At 35.0% G+C, this 20,934-nt stretch carries 16 protein-coding genes; 12 read left to right on the top strand and 4 right to left on the bottom strand.

Going from position 1 to position 20,934, the window contains the following annotated elements; translation table 11 throughout:
* Positions 1–28: 28 nt before the first annotated feature.
* The 7 genes from V7S79_RS11480 to V7S79_RS11450 all read left to right on the top strand — a co-directional run bounded on the left by V7S79_RS11480 (position 29) and on the right by V7S79_RS11450 (position 8,911).
* On the top strand, positions 29–1,426 hold the full coding sequence (locus V7S79_RS11480) for an NADH-quinone oxidoreductase subunit N (RefSeq protein ID WP_459490734.1): 1,398 nt from the start codon (positions 29–31) through the stop codon (positions 1,424–1,426).
* A 12-nt stretch (positions 1,427–1,438) separates the two neighbouring features.
* The gene (locus tag V7S79_RS11475) at positions 1,439–1,927 is read left to right on the top strand and encodes a GtrA family protein (protein WP_459490733.1); all 489 of its coding nucleotides are present in this window, start codon (positions 1,439–1,441) and stop codon (positions 1,925–1,927) included.
* 208 nt (positions 1,928–2,135) lie between these two features.
* On the top strand, positions 2,136–2,306 hold the full coding sequence (locus V7S79_RS11470) for a hypothetical protein (protein WP_459490732.1): 171 nt from the start codon (positions 2,136–2,138) through the stop codon (positions 2,304–2,306).
* Positions 2,307–2,365: 59 nt separating this feature from the next.
* Positions 2,366–2,989, top strand: a complete 624-nt coding sequence (locus V7S79_RS11465) for a SprT-like domain-containing protein (RefSeq protein ID WP_459490731.1) — start codon at positions 2,366–2,368, stop codon at positions 2,987–2,989.
* Entirely contained in the window at positions 2,952–6,296 is a 3,345-nt protein-coding gene (gene porU / locus V7S79_RS11460) for a type IX secretion system sortase PorU (RefSeq protein ID WP_459490730.1), read from the top strand. The genes V7S79_RS11465 and porU overlap by 38 nt, the downstream gene beginning before the upstream one ends.
* A 105-nt stretch (positions 6,297–6,401) precedes the next feature.
* Entirely contained in the window at positions 6,402–7,577 is a 1,176-nt protein-coding gene (gene porV / locus V7S79_RS11455; protein ID WP_459490729.1) for a type IX secretion system outer membrane channel protein PorV, read from the top strand.
* A gap of 68 nt (positions 7,578–7,645) precedes the next feature.
* The gene (locus V7S79_RS11450; RefSeq protein WP_459490728.1) at positions 7,646–8,911 is read left to right on the top strand and encodes a M16 family metallopeptidase; all 1,266 of its coding nucleotides are present in this window, start codon (positions 7,646–7,648) and stop codon (positions 8,909–8,911) included.
* A gap of 2 nt (positions 8,912–8,913) precedes the next feature.
* Here V7S79_RS11450 and V7S79_RS11445 read toward each other — a convergent pair whose 3' ends face one another.
* On the bottom strand, positions 8,914–9,822 hold the full coding sequence (locus tag V7S79_RS11445) for a PfkB family carbohydrate kinase (protein WP_459490727.1): 909 nt from the start codon (positions 9,820–9,822) through the stop codon (positions 8,914–8,916).
* 10 nt (positions 9,823–9,832) lie between these two features.
* Positions 9,833–11,011, bottom strand: a complete 1,179-nt coding sequence (locus tag V7S79_RS11440) for a hypothetical protein (protein WP_459490726.1) — start codon at positions 11,009–11,011, stop codon at positions 9,833–9,835.
* A 157-nt stretch (positions 11,012–11,168) separates the two neighbouring features.
* On the opposite strand from V7S79_RS11440, the gene cysS reads away from it, so the two are divergent.
* The 5 genes from cysS (at position 11,169) to typA (ending at position 18,195) form a co-directional block, all read left to right on the top strand.
* Positions 11,169–12,659 (top strand): cysteine--tRNA ligase, encoded by a 1,491-nt coding sequence (gene cysS / locus V7S79_RS11435; RefSeq protein ID WP_459490725.1) that lies wholly within the window; start codon positions 11,169–11,171, stop codon positions 12,657–12,659.
* Between the two features lie 4 nt (positions 12,660–12,663).
* Complete coding sequence (locus V7S79_RS11430; RefSeq protein WP_459490724.1) at positions 12,664–13,404, top strand: rhomboid family intramembrane serine protease; 741 nt, start codon at positions 12,664–12,666, stop codon at positions 13,402–13,404.
* Between the two features lies 1 nt (position 13,405).
* Positions 13,406–14,269, top strand: coding sequence for a rhomboid family intramembrane serine protease (locus V7S79_RS11425; RefSeq protein WP_459490723.1), 864 nt, complete (start codon positions 13,406–13,408; stop codon positions 14,267–14,269).
* Between the two features lie 57 nt (positions 14,270–14,326).
* Positions 14,327–16,279, top strand: coding sequence for a 1-deoxy-D-xylulose-5-phosphate synthase (gene dxs, locus V7S79_RS11420; protein WP_459490722.1), 1,953 nt, complete (start codon positions 14,327–14,329; stop codon positions 16,277–16,279).
* Between the two features lie 113 nt (positions 16,280–16,392).
* Positions 16,393–18,195 carry a translational GTPase TypA gene (gene typA / locus V7S79_RS11415; RefSeq protein ID WP_459490721.1) on the top strand — a complete coding sequence of 601 codons (1,803 nt, stop codon included), beginning with the start codon at positions 16,393–16,395 and terminating at the stop codon, positions 18,193–18,195.
* A gap of 53 nt (positions 18,196–18,248) precedes the next feature.
* Here the strand turns inward: typA and V7S79_RS11410 are convergent, their stop codons facing one another.
* Both V7S79_RS11410 and nadD read right to left on the bottom strand, forming a co-directional pair.
* The gene (locus tag V7S79_RS11410; RefSeq protein ID WP_459490720.1) at positions 18,249–20,342 is read right to left on the bottom strand and encodes a ComEC/Rec2 family competence protein; all 2,094 of its coding nucleotides are present in this window, start codon (positions 20,340–20,342) and stop codon (positions 18,249–18,251) included.
* Positions 20,343–20,360: 18 nt separating this feature from the next.
* Complete coding sequence (gene nadD / locus V7S79_RS11405) at positions 20,361–20,933, bottom strand: nicotinate (nicotinamide) nucleotide adenylyltransferase (RefSeq protein WP_459490719.1); 573 nt, start codon at positions 20,931–20,933, stop codon at positions 20,361–20,363.
* Position 20,934: the final 1 nt, after the last annotated feature.

The following is a 20,934-nucleotide window of genomic DNA, read 5'->3' as shown; positions in this document are numbered from 1 at the left end:
AAATTTTTACAACTGTTTTAAAAGAATTATGACGGCGATCATTGCTTTATCTCTTTTTGGTATTGGTAATTTGTTTTTAGGATTTTGGTTTCCAAGAAAAACACTTCAAATAGTATCTTTATTATTCTTAGCGATCAGTATGGGACTTACCATCTGTGACTGGAACCATGATTACCTTTGGTTCGGGAATATGTTTAAAACAAACAATACAGCCATTAATTTCAGTATCATCATTCAATTAGCGGCATTTCTTGTTATTGCCTTTTCCAATCATTTTGGAAATGATGAAGAACACACACATCCCGCTGAATATTATGCCATTATGCTTTTTTCGGTGGTTGGTGCCATTTTAATGGTTTCATTTGAGCATTTGATGATGCTTTTTGTCGGATTAGAAATTTTATCAGTGGCAATGTATGTCTTAACAGGATCAGACAAACGTAATTTACGATCCAATGAAGCAGCTATTAAATATTTCTTGATGGGTTCATTCGCCACAGGTATTTTACTTTTTGGTATTACCTTGGTTTACGGAGCTACAAAATCCTTTTATTTAGCAAATATCGCTCTTGCAATTACAACCACAGCACCTGAATCGATGCCAGTATTTCTTTACATTGGCGTTATCCTAGTCTTGGTTGGCTTATTATTTAAAGTCTCTGCAGCACCTTTCCACTTCTGGACTCCAGACGTATATGATGGAGCTCCTACCATTTTCACCATGTTTATGTCTACCGTGGTTAAAACGGCCGGTTTTGCAGCATTGTATCATATTATGGGAGGAATGTTTGGAGGTATTTATAGCAAATGGGTACTTATCGTCTATTTTGTAAGTATGTTAACATTGATAATTGGTAATGTAACAGCTGTATATCAACAAAGCGTAAAGAGAATGTTGGCATTTTCGAGTATTTCTCATGCTGGATACATGCTTTTAACAGTATGTGCCAAACAAGCTAGCACGACTTCCAATATTTTGTACTATTCTCTGTCGTATACCTTAGCTACATTAGGAGCATTTGCTGTAGTGAAAATAGTTTCTGAATACCAAACAGGTAGAAATGAAAAGCCAGAAAATTTCAGCTCTTTCAATGGTTTGGCAAAAAATAATCCGGAATTAGCATTTGCATTTACTATCGCACTTTTATCCTTAGCAGGTATCCCATTAACAGCGGGATTTTGGGGTAAATTCTTTGTATTCAATGACGTATTCAACAGAAACATCATTTATCCAGTAGTGATAGCTATTCTGATGTCGGCTGTTGGTATTTACTATTATTTCAAAGGAATTGTAGCAAGTTATTTTAACCAAGGTGATATCGAAAAAATCGAAATACCATTTATTTTCCGAATTGCAATTTGGATAACAACATTAGGAACTTTGATTTTAGGAATCTACCCAACCCTTGTAAAAAATATATTTTAGCAAACCAAAACATTGACTACCTCTAAACTATTTAATAAAAAAGATTTAATTGCCTATTTCTTGATCGCAGGAACAGGTGCATGTGTGCAATTAATTGCAGGAGGTCTCATCAAAGATTGGTTCAAATTACCTTATGAATCAAGTATTTTCCCTGCCTATCTAATTGCTTTGGTGGTTGGATTTGTGCTAACGAAATTATTTGCCTTCAATGCCAGACAATCCAATCAGACCAAAAGAGAAATGATTAAATTTTTAATGGTGGCTCTTTTTTCAGGATTTGTCACTTGGTTTTTTAGTGTAATGCCATATAAATGGATTCATACCAAATACGAAGATTACTTTTTTCAAATACCCTTCGCAGTAAAAAAAATAAATCTAACTCAAATTTCTACAACCATCAATGGTATGGGATTTAGTTTTATCTCAAACTTCGTTTTGCACAAAACTTTCACTTTCAAAAAAAGCGGTTTTTACGACAGATTTAAGAATTTGATCAACTAATCTTATTGAAGATTATTCCTTTTTAGCAAACTATCTTAAATATTACTTAAATTTTCTTAAATTAAAAATGGCGTTTAAAGCCCATTTTGACACAATTGAAAAAAAATATTCCCAATTCTTAAAAAAAACTTAAAAAAATTAAGAAAATAATTGGTAGATATCTTTTTATCTCTTAGTTTTGTAGCTCAAACCTTAAAATATTACAAAAATGAAAAAATTATTCGCTTTAGCATTCGTTGCTGGAATGGTTACTTTGGCTTCTTGTGGAGAGAAAAAAACTGAAGCTGCTGCTGATTCTGTAGCAGTTGATACTGCTGCTGCTGCTGTTGATACAGCTGCTGCTGATACTGCTGCTGCTGATACTGCTGCTGCTAAGTAATTAGTACCAACCGAAAAGAAGGTCCTTCGCATGCGAAGGACTTTTTTTATGCCCAAAAAATGTCGAAAAATAAAAAAATTGGTTCTTTCTTCGAACATTTCCCACCCAAAGTGGCTGAATATTGCTTTCAACTTTGGCACGATTATCCATTTCATTTCATTGTCAGCAAGGCAAGAAACACCAAACTAGGCGATTATCGGTTTTCCCCCTCAAAAGGTCATCAGATTACCGTCAACCATAATCTCAATCCTTACGCTTTTCTAATTACTTACCTTCACGAGGTTGCACACCTATTCACTTACAACCGATTCAAAAACAAAGTAGCACCGCATGGACAAGAATGGAAAAATGCCTTTAAAGAAATTTTTGAGCCTATCTTAGAGGAAGAATTTCTTCCCAATGAACTGATAAAAGTCTTAAAAGCTTATTTGAAAAATCCAACTGCAACCAGCACTGGATATGCACCTTTGGTTGAAATTTTAAAAACCTATGATTTACATCAAAATGACTTGGTGCCAATCAGCTCAATAGAAGAAAATCAATTATTTGGCATTAAAAACTTACAATTCCGAAAAGGTAAACTAAGACGAACTCGTTACATTTGTAAAGAAGTAAATTCAGGGAAACTCTACTTAGTCTCCAAAAATGCACAAGTTAGCCTCATCGATTTTGAAAGGAGTTAAAATTAAATTTGCTACTTTACTTATTTTGCTCGCTTGCGTTCAAATCAATTTCCAATTAACTGCTCAATACAAATCAAATCTAGCTGAGGGTAAATGGATCAAAATTGCCATTTCAGAATCAGGATTCTATCGAATCAATTATGAATGGCTCTTAAAAAACCAAATAGATCCCAATACCATCAATCCCCAAAAAATAGGACTTTATGGAAACTCGGGTGGTTATTTACCTCAACTAAATTCAATTCAAAGGCCTAATGACCTACTAGGATACGTTTCACAATTTATCGGTGAAGATGATGGACATTGGGATAAAAATGATTATCTACTTTTTTATGGACAATCCCCACATAAAACTTACTGGGATACATTGACCAATCGCTTAGAAACTAAAATAAATCCTTACTCGGATTCTACTTATTATTTTATTCGATTGGATGATCCTAAACCCATTCGAATCACAAGCAAAATAGTCAAACAAGGAAGTCCCCCCTATGTAGATTATGGATATTACAGCTTTCATTATGAACAAGAACTCAACAATCTCATTCAATCTGGAAGAGAATGGCTGGGAGAATCATTCAGTAGCAATAGCGAAAAAAAACTAATGTATGAGTTAACTGACTATAAAAAAGACAGTCAGTCTCTGTTATATGGCCGTGTTTACAACGCATCCATCCAAGCTGCAGAGTGGAATTTACAGCTACCAGGCTCCAGTAATAAAAGCATTCAAATCCCAGCCATCAATAATTCAAGGTATGATATAAAAGCACTTCCTGCTGAATTTGCCTATTCCCTTACACCTTTATTAAATACTAATTCATGGGAATGTAAACTTCAATATAAATCAAGTGGCGGATCAGGATATTTGGACAAAATAAGTCTGGTTTATCCAAAATTATTCAATGCAAAAAGTTCGCAATCGAACTACTGGCTTCCTAATCAAGTTGATTCCGTCTTCTCTATCAAAATAATCAACCTTGAAGAGCAGCATCAAATTTGGCAATTAGAAAATGATAGCCAATGGACGAGGTATGAAAATCCGATTGAAAATCCTCAAATAACAAGTAAATCCCAAGCTCAATTATTCATTTTTGATCCTAATAATGCTTCGTCGCCCCAATACTCTGGCATTGTGAAAAATCAAAATTTACATGAATTAAGTGCGAAAAACTTGCTCATTGTCTCCACAGAAATGCTACTTCCCTTAGCACAAAAATATGCTGAATATAAAAATAAGTTCAGCTCTGTCAGTGCAACGGCTGTAAGCACAGAACAAATTTTTAATGAATTTTCAGCAGGTCAAGCGGATATTACAGCCATTCGGGATTTCATTCGACACCTAAAAAAACAAACAAATTCGTCTCTAAAATATCTATTGATATTAGGAGATGCCTCTGTTGATTTCAAAGGAAAAAACTCTGTAACATCTGAAATCGAAAAAAAAGCGATTGTTCCAAGTTACCAAAGTAGAGAATCCTTACATCCCCTGTTAAGTTATGTAAGTGATGATTATTATGGAATACTAGATACTGATGGCGGCGAATTATTAGAAGGAGATCTTGTCAGAGAAGAAAATCTTCAAATAGGCATAGGGCGAATCCCAGCACGAACCTATGAAGAAGCCAACATGTTGATCAACAAATTAATCACTTATCAAGAATCTCAAAAAAAATCACCCATTCAAAACTTTACATTTTCTTGGGTAGCAGATGATGGCGATAATAATTTGCACATTCAGGATGCGGAAGATTTCGAAAAAATTATTCAATCTTCAACTAGCGTATACCCCATCAAAAAATTGTATCTAGATCAATATCCTCAAGAAGTGGCTAATGGATTTTATACTTCGCAAGCAGCAAAAAAAGATGTCATTGAGTTGTTCAACAAAAATGCCGACTTCATTCATTTTATCGGGCATGGAGCAGAAACGGGTTGGACAGATGAAAAAATTTTAACTGTTACAGAGTTAGTAAATCTCAAGAACAGTCAACACCTACCCATGCTTTTAACAGCTACTTGTCAATTTGGCCGCTTTGATGATCCCAATCAAATGTCTGGTGCTGAAATAGCCTTATTATCTAACCAAGGTGGTGCCATTACCCTGATAAGTACATCAAGACCTGTATTTCAAAGTAGTAATTATCTTTTTGGCAAAAAATTCTATGAGAATTTAGTTCAACATCAAACTGAAAATGGCTATCTACTCGGTGACCTGTTCAAAGACACAAAAAACAAAAGTCAGGCGGGAGTGATCAACAGAAATATCATCCTCTTGGGAGATCCAAGTATGGATTTACCTTGGAAACATCAAAAGTCGGCCATTAGTAACAATCAAATAAAACCACAATCAACAGAATTCATCAAAGGATCTATCCCCAATTTAATCCCGATGAATGGCACTGGTGAATTACAAATTTTACAAAAACCTGATAAAAAGAAGACCTTGGGGACGAAAACCCCTATTTATGAATATCAAATAGAGGGGAAGCTATTGCAAAAAGCAAAAATCAGCGTCAAAAATGGGCTATTTCAACTAAATCAACAATACATTCCAGCGATAAAAACAGATTCAGTATTACTAAGATTTTCAGGTACATTTGAAAATGGACTTAAAATCATGGGATCAAAAACGGTTGCTATAGAACTCAACAAAGAAACAATCGATCAAACACCTCCATCGATAAACTTTAAACTATTGAATGAAAAGGATCCGAATCAGGCAAGCCGAAATCCAATTCTTGCAATAAATATTGTGGACGACAAGGCATTAAGTTTTTGGGGTCCCAATGGGGAAACATCTGAAATGGTTATCAATGATACTTTGCAAATAAATACCTTAGATTATTTTAGTAGTGAAATGGATCAGGCAAATTCTGGGCAATTCATTTATCCTTTCAAGCAATTAAAAAATGGTCAATACCATTGTCAATTTATTTGTTGGGACTCCAATTTAAATGTCAGCACCAAGATCTTTGACTTTACGGTTAATGATAATCCTAATTCCAATCAGACAATCAATGTATATCCTAATCCGAGCAACGATCAAATTCATTTCAACTTTGATCTACAAAAGAAATGGACAGATTGTGAATACGAAATAAAATTATATAATATTTTGGGTCAAACCATTTGGGAGGATAAAAAGCAAGTGAATTCGAATGAAACGGGAAAAATAGAAATAGATTTATCTTTGAATGAAAGTGGTATATCCGAAGAACATTCGTTAATTGTATATAGCATTAAAATAATAAATCTTTTAGATCGTTATAAATATCAATTTAGTGGTAAAATAGGTGTCGTAAGATAATTTTTTATAAAACATTTTAATTTTATTGAATATTTTCATTTAAAAATAACTAATTTTGATACTAGCTTTTTAAAGTATAAGACTCTCTAATTTTATAAATATACAATGATGACAAATAATTCATTTTTCCCGAAAGCAGTCCTAACCTTACTTACGGTTTTCATTGGAAATTTTGCTTTTTCTCAAACATTAGTTTCTGGACAACAGAACGACGGAAGAATTCCTACTCCTACGATGTTATTTATGAATGTAACCCCTGATGCAAGATCAGCCGGTATGGGTGATGCAGGTGTTGCTATTTCAGCAGATGTGAATGCCATCTATTGGAATCCAGCTAAATTAGCTACTTCTGAAAAAGACTTAGGATTTGCTATTTCATACACACCTTGGTTAAGAAACTTAGTTTCTGACATGGCTTTATACAATATATCAGGTTTCAAAAAGACAAGCAAAGATCAAGCTTTTGGTTTTTCAATCAATTATTTTGATCAAGGAACTTTCCAAGCAACCAACAGTATTGGACAAAGTAATGGAAATTACAACTCGAAAGAATATGCTATCACAGGTGTTTATTCTAAAAAATTATCGAACTCATTATCGTTAGGTGTTAATTTAAAATACATCAACTCTAACTTATTGGGCAACTTCCAAAGTTCAACAGTTGCAATGAAACCAGCACAAACGGTTGCTGCAGATGTTGCTTTATATTGGAATTCTACCTCAGCTAAAGATTGGAAATACACCTACGGTTTAGTTTTGTCTAACATTTCAGGTAAAGTTTCTTATGGTGGAAATGAAAAGAATTTCATTCCTACTAATCTTCGTTTCGGAGTTGCAACAACCAAAGAAATTTCAGAAGGCAATCGATTAACATTTACAGTAGATCTAAACAAATTAATGGTTCCTACACCAGGTATTTACGATGCTACTACGAAGAAATATACCAAAGGAACAGATCCAAATGATGTAACAGCTATCGGTGGTATTTTCACTTCTTTGTTTGATGCACCAGATGGATTTGGCGAGGAGTTACAAGAAATTTCTACATCATTGGGAGCTGAATATTTAATGAACAATGCATTTGCTTTAAGAGCAGGTTTCTTCAATGAAAGTGCTAATAAGGGTAATCGTAAATATTTCACATTTGGAGTTGGATTCAAATTAGATCAAAAATATGGTTTTGATTTTGCTTACTTAGTACCAACAGGAACAAGTAGCCCATTAGCAAATACTTTAAGAATTTCATTGTTAGCTGCTATTAATAGCAATACAACGAAATAAAAATACCAACTTATTGATTTGACAAATGACATTCCAAAAGAATGTCATTTGTTTTTTAACTATATATTATGCTTAATCGTACGATTGCTCCTGTCTCTTACCCTATTGAACGCATTGATTTCCCCAAATATGATTTAGTTCACTTGGATAATGGAATAAAAGTTTGCCTGATTAATTTAGGAGAACAAGATGTATTTAAATTAGAATTGAATACAGATGCTGGCTCGTTAAATACTTCTATTCCTGGGGTAGCTAGTATGACTGCTCAATTAATGAAAAGAGGCACAAAAACCAGAACAGCAAAAGACATTAATGAATCATTCGATTTTTATGGTGCTTTTTGGGATGTTCAAGCCAATTTCGATTTAGGTACGATTACGATTTATAGCTTAAAGAAACATTTTGAAACACTTATCCATCTTCTTGAAGATATTTTGGTAAACTCTATCTTCCCCGAGAATGAGTTTAAAAAGGAAATGGAGATCGAAGCACAAAGAACCAATTTAAATTGGGAAAAAACATCCTTTGCTGCAAACCAATATTTTCGGAAAGCTATTTTTGGGTCAGATCCATATTCGCGTTTTTCAACAGCTGATAGTCTAAAGAATATCCAAATTGAACATTTAAAATCCTTTTATAAAAAACATTGGTCTAATATCAAACCCTCCATTACCCTATCTGGGAAAGTGGGTGAAATGGAAATCAAGGTTTTAAATCAAACACTTGGGCAATTGAATTTTCAAGAAAGTTCAAGCAAAAACAGTTTTAGTAATTCTTTAACTTCAGAAAAGCGCATACAGCATTCCAAAGAAAATTCAACACAAAGCTCTATTCGCTTTGGTAAAATTGGAATGACTCGGAAAAATCCAGATTATTTTAAATTTACTGTCCTAAATACCATCTTAGGGGGGTATTTTGGATCTAGACTTCAAAAAAATATTCGTGAAGAAAAAGGATTTACGTATGGAATTTCAAGTTCCATGATTCCTATGCAGAGAGCTGGATATTGGGTAGTTGGAACAGATGTAAATAAGGATAAAGCTGAAGAAACCATTTCGGAGATCAGAAAAGAAATAGCTATTTTACAAACTGATTTAGTTTCTGATTCGGAATTAGTATTGGTTAAAAACTATTTAATGGGGAGTTTTACTGGGGAATTAACACAAGCTTTTGATATCGCAGATAAAGTAAAAATTATCCAATTAGAAGGATTAGCCTTGGATTTTTATGATCAATTTCAAGATGAAATTCTTTCATGCAAGGCTCAAGAGTTAAGAGATTTAGCTAATAACTATTTGAGCCTTGATGATATGACCGAGGTGATTGTTGGTTAATATTAAAATCTAGCCAATTCTCTAAATTCATTCATACGCGATTCTAATTCAGCTTCTGTGATTTGCAACAAACGTTCCGTTCCAAATTTCTCAACACAGAAAGAAGCCATTGCAGAGCCATATACCACCGCTTTACGCATGCTTTCAAAAGATATATCGTCAACTTTTGCAAGGTATCCGATGAATCCACCCACAAAAGTGTCACCCGCTCCAGTTGGATCAAAAACATCTTCTAATGGAATAGCTGGACAATAGAACATTTCATTTCCTTGGAATAACAAAGCTCCATTTTCTCCTTTTTTGATAATCAAAGTTTTTGGACCCATCGCCATGATCAATTTAGCAGCAGTTCGCAATGAATATTGCTCTGAAAGTTGGCGCGCTTCTTCATCATTTATACAAAGCACATCTACCATTTTCAATACACTTTTCAAATCGTCCATGGCGACATTCATCCAAAAATTCATGGTATCCATGACAATCAATTTAGGTCGTTTATTCAAACCCTTAATGGCGTCAATCTGAACCTGAGGAGTTAGATTTCCTAACATGAGGTACTCGCAATCTTGATAAGATGTTGGAATAGTAGGTTGAAAATCCGCCAAAACGTTCAATTCAGTTACCAGCGTATCCCTTGAGTTCATATTATTGTGGTACTTACCCGCCCAAAAAAAGGATTTCTCCCCCTTTTTGATTTGAAGACCCTCTAAATTGATATTTTTCGACTCTAATGTCTCAATGTATTCATTGGGAAAATCATCGCCAACTACTGCCACAACATTCACTTTGGGCACAAAAAATGCCGCTGAAAGTGCAATGTAGGTACAAGAACCTCCGATAATTTTATCTGTTTTTCCGTAAGGGGTTTCTAAGGCATCGAACGCAACCGTTCCAATTGATAATAAGCTCATGTTGATAAATTTAGCCAACTTTAGGACAACGACTAAAGGGCTGATTTGGATTAAATAATAAACGATATGTAATATAAGTCTTGTCGTTTGTCGCCCCTAATTGAGACACAAAACGCAACATTTTTGGATTAAAATCACCTACCCAATTCATATCCATAGTGGTATAAGGATAGAATGGATTTTCTCTAGCAGCAGATCTAAAACGCAAAGCAATGGCAGATTCAACCCCTTTCCCTTGATGCTCTGGTACTACACCAAAAATCAGTCCACAAGTACGAGTTAAAGTACCTTTCAATTTTAACAATAAAAATTTGATCATCCCCCAAACATTCAATTTTCCATTCAAATGCTTAACGATTTGATTCAAATCAGGAATCACGATGAAAAATGCCACAGGATCTCCTTCTGAAGTATAAGCAAACCACAAGAGTTGTTCATCCAAAATTGGCTTCATTTGTTTGACCAATTTTTGAGCCTGCTCTGAACTCATTTCTTTCACCCCTGGAAATTTGGCCCAAGCTGCATTGAAAATAATTCTAAAATCCTCGGCATATTGATTCAATTTGGACTTTTCTATGTGCCGAAATTCATAATTGGGATTTTGATATATACGTTCAGCTTTCTCTTCTATCGCTTGAGTTACATTCGCTCCACGAATGGATGAAACAAATACTAATTGCTGGAAATAATCTTTGAAACCATATTTTTCAAAAAACGAGATGTAATATTCCTTGGTCCAAGGCATTTTATAGGTAGGTTCAAATTCCCAACCTTTGATCATCAATCCCCAAAAACTATCTCTCTCCCCAAAATTGATTGGGCCGTCCATGGCTTCAAATCCCTGATTTTTCAACCAATTTTTGCAAGCATCAAATAACATAAATGCGGCCTTCTCATCTTCTATGCACTCAAAAAAGCCCATCCCTCCTGTCAATTGAGTATCTTTTGAAGATTCTTTACCATCATAAAAAGCAGCCACACGGCCGATTACTTCATTGGAATCTGAAAACAATATCCAACGGATTGCATCCCCATGTTTAAAATGTGGATTTTTCTTCGGATCAAAAATGGAATTGATATCATTGTCTAAAGGACGTATCCAATTAGAATCATTCGCATACAACGAAACAGGGAATTCTAAAAAAGCTTTTTGAAGAGATGAATCTGCTCCGACTTCCTTTAAGTACATATTTCTAAATATAAAAAAACAAAGATAATATATTGAAACGAGCTATCCGAAAAAATCATTTTATCAGGGAATAGATAATTGATTCAACATTTTAAATTTTAATTAGTAATTTTAATACCTTTCCCAGATATCTAAAAATCAAGAAGGAATTTATTCTATGCAAGCGCTAAAACTATACAATACACTTAGTAGAGAAAAAGAATTATTTGAACCTGTTAATGCGCCGTACGTTGGCTTATATGTTTGTGGACCAACGGTTTACAATTTTGTTCATTTAGGTAATCTGAGAACTTTTACTTCCTTTGATATTTTACACAGGTATTTAAAGCATATTGGGTATCAAGTTCGATATGTTAGAAATATAACGGATGTTGGCCATTTGGTGGGTGATGGCGATGAAGGCGAAGATAAAATTGGTAAAATGGCCAAGTTGGAAAAATTGGAACCCATGGAAATTGTTCAACGATATACGAATGATTTTCACCAAGTTTTGACCCAATTCAATTTATTGCCACCAAGCATAGAACCTACTGCGACAGGACACATTGTTGAGCAAATTGAAGCTACTCAAACCTTGATTCAAAAAGGATTGGCGTACGAGTCCAACGGATCTGTTTATTTCGACATCGAAAAATACAACAAAGAAGGCGGCGATTATGGAAAACTTTCTGGTAGAGTTTTAGACGATTTATTATCGGAAACGAGAGATTTGGACGGTATAGGCGAAAAAAGAAACCCGCTCGATTTTGCACTTTGGAAAAAAGCATCTCCTGAACACATCATGCGCTGGCCATCTCCTTGGGGATTAGGCTTTCCAGGTTGGCATTTGGAATGTACCTGTATGAGTCACAAATATTTGGGAGATACTTTTGATATTCATGGCGGCGGAATGGATTTGAAATTCCCACACCACGAATGTGAGATCGCACAAGCAAAGGCCACTTATGGACATGCCCCTGCAAAATATTGGATGCATACAAATATGTTGACTGTCAATGGTCAAAAAATGAGTAAATCCTTAGGAAATTCATTTTTACCTGTTGAATTATTTTCTGGGAATCATCCTTTATTAGAACAAGCCTATAGTCCAATGACTGTTCGGTTCTTTATGTTACAATCTCAGTACAGAAGCACCTTGGATTTTTCTAACGATGCGTTAAAAGCGGCTCAGAAGGGATATAAACGAATTGCCAATGGCTTGAAAATCCTAAAAGGGTTAAATTACCCTGCTGATTTAGGCGAAGGAGTGGCAAGTAAGCATGATGAGGAAATTCAGCAAGCAGTGCAAGGTTGTTATGATGGATTAAATGATGATTTGAATACTGCTGTGACGATTGCCAATTTATTTAATTTGCTAAAAAAGATCAACCAATTACATACGGGTCAGGTAACTTTTGACCAAATGAGTAAAAGCGGTTTTGATCAATTAAAAAGCAGTTTCAATGGGATATTAAATGATGTTTTAGGCATCAAAGAAGAAACACCTGAAAACTGGGATGCATTGAGCAAAGGTTTATTGGATCTTTACAAACAATTCAAGGAAAATAGACAATATGATAAAGTAGATGAAATTCGTGCTACTTTCAAGTCTATGGGCTTACTAATTAAAGACATGAAAACAGGTATCGATTGGGGATACGAGGAATAAAACTATGTTACAGAACTTAACTCCGAGTGTAAGAAATTTGATCTTAATCAATGTGGCGGTATTTGTCCTATCAGGACTTTTTATCCCTCAGGAATATCTTACGTTGCATTATTACGAATCGCCAGATTTTAGAATTTATCAATTAGTTACCTATTTATTTGTTCATGCGAACTTCATGCACTTGTTAGGAAACATGTTTGGTTTGTTTATGTTCGGTTCTCTTTTGGAACGAGTTTGGGGTGCCCAGCGATTTATTTTTTTCTACTTCTTTTGTGGAATTGGTGCAGGGCTTTTATACATGGGAATTCAGCATTTTATCGATTATGCAGAATTAAGAAGGGCCACCGAATTAGTTTTATTAGACCCTACTTCAGCCAATTTAGTAGATTATTGGCAACATTATGGAACAATTACGGCTCCACAGGGTTTATTAAACATTGATCTTGTGAAGCAAAATTATACTCAAATCATCAGTACCAGTGTTTTAGGTGGTGCATCTGGAGCTGTTTTTGGAATATTGATGGCATTTGGTTACTTATTTCCAAATTCTGAGATGTTTTTGTTTCCGATTCCAATTCCCATTAAAGCAAAATATTTTGTCAGTGGATATGGTTTGTATGAATTTTATGCAGGCATGCAACAAAATGCAGGTGATAACGTGGCACATTTCGCACATATTGGAGGAATGTTCTTTGCGATTATTTTAATTTTCATTTGGAAGACAAAACGCAATAATTTCTATTAAGATGAAAAGTATTTGGCAAGACATTAAATTGGTTTTTCAACAATCCGATAATGGTTTGATGAAAATTATCATCATTAACGTGGTAATTTTTGTCTTGTTAAATGTAGCTAAAGTCATTTTTTTAATCGCGGACAAAGGAACGATTTTTGATTTCATCTATGAAAATCTAACCTTATCTTCTCAGCCCAAACTAGTCCTTTCAAAACCTTGGACGCTAATGTCCTATTTTTTTGTGCACATGGAATTATTTCATCTATTATTCAATATGATGTTTCTATTCTGGTTTGGACGAATACTAACTGACTACATTGGGCACAAAAAAATTGTTCAATTGTTCTTTTTAGGAGGCTTGGCAGGCGCTGCAGCCTATTTGTTATTATTAAATAGCTTTTCTTATTTTATTGCCAAAGGACCTTCCCTATTAAACGGAGCCTCAGCAGGAGTATTTGCCGTTGTGATAGCTGCTGCCTATTTAAGACCGAAATATGAAGTCTATTTATTTATTTTTGGAGCAGTTCAAATAAAATACATCGCTACATTTTACGTCATTTGGTCTTTCATCGAAACGGTTGGTAGCAATGCAGGAGGAAACATTGCTCATTTAGGAGGAGCCATTATGGGATTTTTGTTTGCATTTAATTTCAATCGAACAAAAAAATTTCTGATAAAAAAAGACTCAAAAATTTATAGTTATGCACAAGTTGTTCATAAAAAAACCAATGAAATTTTGGATTTAAATGACCACTCTGACATACAAGAGGATGAATTGAATCAGATTTTAGATAAAATATCTAAATCAGGATATGATAGTTTATCTAAATATGAAAAAAGAAGACTTTTTAAAGCAAGTCAAAAAAATGACTAAGCTAACAAAACATTTTTACCTTTGTAAAGTTTCTATCAACACATTAAAAAATAATCTATGCAGTTTCAAGCAGGTCCTTTATTGAGTAAGATCCAGAGTCCCAAGGATCTTCGCGGACTTCAAGCTTCACAATTACCCCAAGTTTGCGATGAATTGCGTCAATTTATCATTGATAATGTATCGGTGAATGGGGGGCATTTTGGAGCTTCCTTAGGGGTAACTGAATTAACGGTTGCATTGCATTATGTTTTTAATACACCTGAAGACCAATTAGTTTGGGATGTGGGGCATCAAGCTTATGGGCATAAAATCCTAACGGGTAGACAAGGAAATTTTCATACCAACCGTTTGATCGGAGGAATTAGTGGATTTCCAAAAAGATCTGAAAGTGAATACGATGCTTTTGGAGTGGGACATTCCTCTACCTCTATTTCGGCTGCTTTAGGTATGGCGGTTGCTTCGAGATATAAAAAAGAATTCCAAAAACAACATATTGCTGTTATTGGTGATGGTTCAATGACAGCAGGAATGGCGTTTGAAGCCATGAATCATGCCGGAGATATTCCAAATAACATGATTATCATTTTGAATGATAATTGCATGGCGATCGATCCCAATGTAGGAGCGTTGAAGGAATATTTAACAGACATTACTACTTCACATACCTACAACAAGGTAAAAGATGATATTTGGAACTTATTGGGCAAAATGTCCAAATTTGGCAAATCCGCACAAGAGATTGTTTCCAAAATTGAAAATGGCTTAAAAGCTACTATTTTAAAGCAAAGTAATTTATTTGAATCATTCAATTTAAGGTATTTTGGACCAATAGATGGGCATGACGTAGAATATCTTGCAACCGTTTTGCGAGACTTAAAAGACATTCAAGGGCCTAAAATTTTACATGTTATTACGACCAAAGGAAAAGGATATTCTTTGGCAGAAAAAGATCAAACATTGTGGCATGCCCCTGGTAAATTTGATAAAACGACAGGGGAGATTCAAAAGAAAACATTTGATAATCCACAGCCACCCAAATACCAAGAGGTTTTTGGACATACTTTATTAGAATTAGCGGAAAAAAACCCAAAAATTATGGGTATTACTCCAGCTATGCCTTCGGGATCCTCCATGAATATCATGATGCGGGCGATGCCAGATAGAGCGTTTGATGTGGGTATTGCAGAACAACATGCAGTCACTTTTTCCGCAGGATTAGCTACACAAGGGCTCACCGTATTTTGCAATATTTATAGTTCGTTTATGCAAAGAGGTTATGACCAAGTGGTTCATGATGTTTGTTTGCAAAACCTACCTGTCATTTTCTGTTTAGATAGAGCTGGCCTAGCCGGCGCAGATGGACCTACGCACCATGGAAATTACGATTTTGCATTTATGCGTTGTATTCCCAACATGATTATCATGGCTCCTAAAAATGAACAGGAACTTAGAAATATCATGTATACTGCGTCTCAAGATTCGTTCAAGGAACTAAAACAAGCCATTACCATTCGATATCCAAGAGGCGAGGGTGTGATGCCCGCTTGGAGAACAGATTTTGAATTAATGAAAATTGGTAAAGGGAAGGAAGTCTTAAAAGGTAAAGATATTGCCGTTTTGAGCATTGGCCACATTGGCAATCAAGCTGAAATTGCCTGTTTACAAGCAAGAAAACAAGGTTTAGAACCTGCTCTTTTTGATATGCGATTTGTAAAACCCTTGGATGAAGAGCTTTTACATCACATTTTCCAAAAATTTAATGCAATCATAACAGTAGAGGATGCAGCTATTCAAGGCGGATTCGGATCAGCGGTAGCAGAATTCATGGTTGATAATCATTATACTTCTAAAATAACCCGTTTAGGTATTCCAGATGAAGTAATTGAACATGGGGAACAAATTGAACTTTATCGTGTTTGTGGCATTGATTCTGAGCATATTCTAGAAAAAATTGTACAAATGGCTAAGCCCACCAATGAGGTTGCAGCTACCAAATCTATTCCTTCCTAAGGAGAAATTTTCTTATTTAATCATTTTAGTACTTTTCAAAGAAATAATCCGTACCTTTGCACCTTAATTTCCTGGAGTCTAGGAATTTATTTCATTAAAGAGACTAATTTTTTATGCAAAGCATTCGCAACATTGCCATTATTGCCCACGTTGACCACGGTAAAACTACCCTAGTTGACAAAATCATTCATGCATCCAAGATTTTTAGAGAAAATCAAGAATTTGGAGACTTGATCCTTGATAACAACGATTTAGAGAGAGAAAGAGGGATTACAATCGTTTCAAAAAACGTATCTGTACGATATAACAATGTTAAAATCAACATTATCGATACGCCTGGTCACGCCGACTTTGGCGGTGAGGTAGAGCGTGTGTTGAGAATGGCAGACGGTGTAATTTTATTGGTGGATGCTTTTGAAGGTCCAATGCCACAAACTCGTTTTGTATTATCAAAAGCTATCGCATTAGGATTAAAGCCTATCGTGGTTGTTAATAAAGTAGATAAAGAAAACTGTCGCCCAGACGAAGTTCATGAGCAAGTTTTTGATTTAATGTTCAACTTAGATGCCACGGAAGATCAATTGGATTTCCCATGTGTATATGGTTCTTCAAAACAAGGATGGATGTCTGACGATTGGAAAAAACCAACCGACAACATTATTCCACTGTTAGATGCGATCATCGAGCATATTCCTGCTTCAAAGGTTCAAGAAGGAACTCCTCAAATGCAAATTACTTCTTTGGATTATTCATCTTTCGTAGGTCGTATTGCAATTGGACGTTTAGAGCGTGGAACTTTAGTAGAGGGTATGCAAATTGCACTTTGTAAAGCAGATGGTTCAACGAAAAAAATGCGTATCAAAGAACTTCAAGTGTTTGAAGGTTTAGGAAAAGTAAAAGTTGACAAAGTAGAATGCGGAGAAATTTGTGCCGTAACAGGTATCGAAGATTTCGAAATTGGTGATACCATTGCAGATGCAGAAAATCCAGAGGCTTTAGCGCGTATCGCAATTGATGAGCCGACAATGAATATGTTGTTTACCATCAACAACTCTCCTTTCTTCGGAAAAGAAGGTAAATTGGTAACATCTCGTCACATCCGTGAGCGTTTATTCAAAGAAACAGAGAAAAACTTGGCATTGAAAGTTGTTCCAACAGAAAGCGAAGATAAATTCTTGGTATTCGGCCGTGGTATTCTTCACTTGTCTGTATTAATTGAAACGATGCGTCGTGAAGGTTATGAATTACAAGTAGGACAACCTCAAGTAATTTTCAAACAAGGTGAAAATGGTGAAAAATTAGAGCCAATTGAATCTTTAGTTGTAGATGTACCGGATGAAGTAGCTGGTAAAGTAATCGAATTAGCTACACAAGGAAAAGGTGAATTATTGATTATGGAACCGAAAGGCGACTTGCAACACCTTGAATTTAACATTCCATCACGTGGTTTGATTGGATTACGTTCTAAAGTGTTAACTGCTACTTTTGGAGAAGCTATTATGGCTCACCGTTTCATTTCTTATGAGCCGTTTAAAGGTCCAATTCCAGGACGTATCAATGGATCATTGATTTCAATGAACACAGGTCCAGCTATTCCTTACGCAATTGATAAATTACAAGATAGAGGGGTGTTTTTCATCGATCCAGGTGAAGAAGTATATACAGGAATGGTAGTTGGTGAGCACAATCGTCAAAACGATATCGAAGTAAACTTACAAGCTTCCAAGCAATTGACCAACATGAGAGCATCAGGTACTGACTCCAATGTTAAAATTGCTCCAAAATTAAACTTCTCATTAGAAGAGTGTATGGAATTTATCCAAAAAGATGAATACTTAGAAATCACTCCTAAATCCTTACGTATGCGTAAAATCTTCTTAGATGCTAACGAGCGTAAAAGAAACGAGAAGAAATAAATTATTAGGTAATAGGTAAAAGGTAAGAGGTAAAAGGTAAGAGGTAAGAGGCATTAATTTTCTCTCTTCTCTCCTCTCTTTTCTCTCTTACCTTTTTCAAAAGTATCCAAAGCAATTGTAAACCGATTATTCTCAAGAATGATCGGTTTTATTTTTTTCTGATAATAGGTACTTGGTGTTTTGATAAAATACCATTTAGCAGCTTTCCAAGAAGGTAACCAATACGGGTTTTTCCATTTAATTTTAGCTCCCAAAATCAAATAATCAACTCGCTTCTTATCGGTTTTTTCAGAGGCTTTTTGCAAATAAACAAAGCGTTTTCCTTTCCAAATCCAAGTAAGATTTACATGATCAGGTAGTTCTTTTTTGAGGGTATCTGTCACATGATGATAGGCGCAAAGCGGTGAAAAATGGGCTTGCACCCAAGTAGGATCCCGAATGATATTTTTATTAGCGAACAAAATTGCGCGATTCTTCTTTATGCCAATCCAAACCAATTCGTTCTTGAATTGACTAAAATACACCTCTTCTTGATCTTGGATCTTTTGCGGTATGATTCGAAAATGATTATACAATAGGACAAGCATTAAAACAGCACATAAAATGAGCCATTGAAATCCTCTAAATACAATCCACAATTCAATAAATATCAATAGCATCAAAAAGACAAATATCTCCCAAATTTCTATTTGCAGAAAAGAAATCACGGGATGAAATCCATCAACAACGTAAAACATCACAGCATGAAGCAGATCAAAACTTTTCTCTACCAAAGTACCCACAAAATAGTAGAACGTATAAACCTTTAAATTCCAAAAAATCTCTGCAATCGCAATGAAAAACATGCCAAGACCAAGTGAAATAGAGGATAGTAAAATCAATATGGGATTCAGTAAAAAGAAATAAAAAGGATGCGGTAACTGATGAAAATAATAAATCACCAGCGGCAAAGTGAAAATTTGAGCGGCTATGGCGACAGCGGTTAAGTCCCAAGAATTCTTTGCGAGATAATATACCACTTTGTTTTTGGATGAAATCTGAATCCAGCTAGCAATTTTAGATTGATAGAGGAGTAAACCCAAAACAGCTAAATACGATAATTGAAAACCACTTTGGAATAACATATTGGGGTCAAGCAGTAAAATGATAAAACATGAGACGGCCAATAAATTGAGCGTATTTTGTTGTTGATTGAAAGATTTAGCGAATAACATAAAAGAAAACATCCAAGCTGACCTTAGCACAGGAGCAGAAAATCCAGAAATGCCGGCATATAACCACAAAAATGCCAGCATCAAAATAAAAAAAAGCCATTTCCCCCACTTCCCTTTTTTCATGAGAAAACCCAACATAAAACTTAATCCGAGGTATAAAAGTCCTACATGCAGCCCAGAAACCGACAAAATATGAATTGCACCTAAGGAAGCATAACTCTGCATCGTATCAAAGTCGATATGAGAACGAACTCCTAAAAGCATCGCACAAGCGACTTCTCGATTTCTGGAAGATGTAAATGTTCGAGTAATATGTTTAGCCAGCCCATCTTGGATTGTTTGGAAAAAAACTGAAAAATGGAAACGATTATCACCATTTTCTAAGATAGAAATTTCATGCTCGGGTATGAACACAGAAGCTACAATTCCTTTTCTTTGATAATATTTAGCCCAATTTTGTTCATTAGGAAAAACAGGACCTTTGATTGCTTCCAAAGTAGAAATGGAAATATATGCAGCATCAATCTTTGGCTTAATACATTTCTTTGACAAAAACACCTTGATTTTCTTATGTACTTTTCTCCAACCATTATCGTAGTGAAGTGCAATAATTTCGGCATCAAAAGACCAGGTTTTAGTTTTTGAAATGGGAGTGCTGATGACTTTAAACACAAATGGTTTCGACTCTTTAAGGGGAAAAGAATGCTTATTAAAATTAATTGAATTCAAATAAGACAAAACAATCACAAGGACAAAGAATAATGTAGATTGAAAAGATTTCAGCCTACATAACAAGAAGATGACCCAACCAATTACGATCAAAATTCCATAAAAAAGAGGAATTTCAATGGTGATGTATTCGGAGAACAGAATACCAATGATCCAATAAAGGAGAATCCTTACAAAAGGAAATTTAGAGAAAATAGAATACAATGGTTAGGCGGATTTTGCCTAAAGGTAGAATTTTTTTTGACTAATTAACTGCTCTACATTATCAGGAACTAGATATTTTATGGATTGGCCTGCTTTAATACATTCCCGAATATAGGTCGCTGATATGTACAAAACGGGTGCATTTATTTTCTGAACCTTTTTATGTGTCCACAAATCAGAAGTATGATCGTCCCCTCTTGGGTAGACAATGAGTTGAAAATAATCAAGAATCTTATCAAAGTTTTTCCAACTTTTAAATTGCTCCAAATTATCTCCTCCGATAATCAATGAAAACTCATGTTCAGGATATTTCTCCGACAAATGAATTAACGTATCAATGGTGAAAGACGGTTTGGACAAATTGAACTCTATGTCACAACTCTTGAACTGAAAATTATCTTCAATTGCCCGTTCTACCATATCTAAGCGGTCGAACTCATGCAACAAGGTTTTGCTTTTTTTATGGGGATTTTGTGGAGAAACAACAAACCAAATTTGTTTCATATCAGTTTGATTCAGCACTGCTTGTGCCACAATCAAATGACCATGATGGATGGGATTAAATGAACCAAAAAATAATCCCACTTTCATC

The sequence above is a fragment of the Aquirufa sp. ROCK-SH2 genome, from assembly GCF_054558315.1.
This window is presented reverse-complemented; position numbering and strand designations above follow the sequence as displayed.

Coding starts and splice junctions, on each gene's coding strand:
- V7S79_RS11480 (WP_459490734.1), top strand. CDS start 29: ATGACGGCGATCATTGCTTTATCTCTTTTTGGTATTGGTAATTTGTTT.
- V7S79_RS11470 (WP_459490732.1), top strand. CDS start 2,136: ATGAAAAAATTATTCGCTTTAGCATTCGTTGCTGGAATGGTTACTTTG.
- V7S79_RS11465 (WP_459490731.1), top strand. CDS start 2,366: ATGTCGAAAAATAAAAAAATTGGTTCTTTCTTCGAACATTTCCCACCC.
- porU (WP_459490730.1), top strand. CDS start 2,952: ATGCACAAGTTAGCCTCATCGATTTTGAAAGGAGTTAAAATTAAATTT.
- porV (WP_459490729.1), top strand. CDS start 6,402: ATGATGACAAATAATTCATTTTTCCCGAAAGCAGTCCTAACCTTACTT.
- V7S79_RS11450 (WP_459490728.1), top strand. CDS start 7,646: ATGCTTAATCGTACGATTGCTCCTGTCTCTTACCCTATTGAACGCATT.
- V7S79_RS11445 (WP_459490727.1), bottom strand. CDS start 9,822: ATGAGCTTATTATCAATTGGAACGGTTGCGTTCGATGCCTTAGAAACC.
- V7S79_RS11440 (WP_459490726.1), bottom strand. CDS start 11,011: ATGTACTTAAAGGAAGTCGGAGCAGATTCATCTCTTCAAAAAGCTTTT.
- cysS (WP_459490725.1), top strand. CDS start 11,169: ATGCAAGCGCTAAAACTATACAATACACTTAGTAGAGAAAAAGAATTA.
- V7S79_RS11430 (WP_459490724.1), top strand. CDS start 12,664: ATGTTACAGAACTTAACTCCGAGTGTAAGAAATTTGATCTTAATCAAT.
- V7S79_RS11425 (WP_459490723.1), top strand. CDS start 13,406: ATGAAAAGTATTTGGCAAGACATTAAATTGGTTTTTCAACAATCCGAT.
- dxs (WP_459490722.1), top strand. CDS start 14,327: ATGCAGTTTCAAGCAGGTCCTTTATTGAGTAAGATCCAGAGTCCCAAG.
- typA (WP_459490721.1), top strand. CDS start 16,393: ATGCAAAGCATTCGCAACATTGCCATTATTGCCCACGTTGACCACGGT.
- nadD (WP_459490719.1), bottom strand. CDS start 20,933: ATGAAAGTGGGATTATTTTTTGGTTCATTTAATCCCATCCATCATGGT.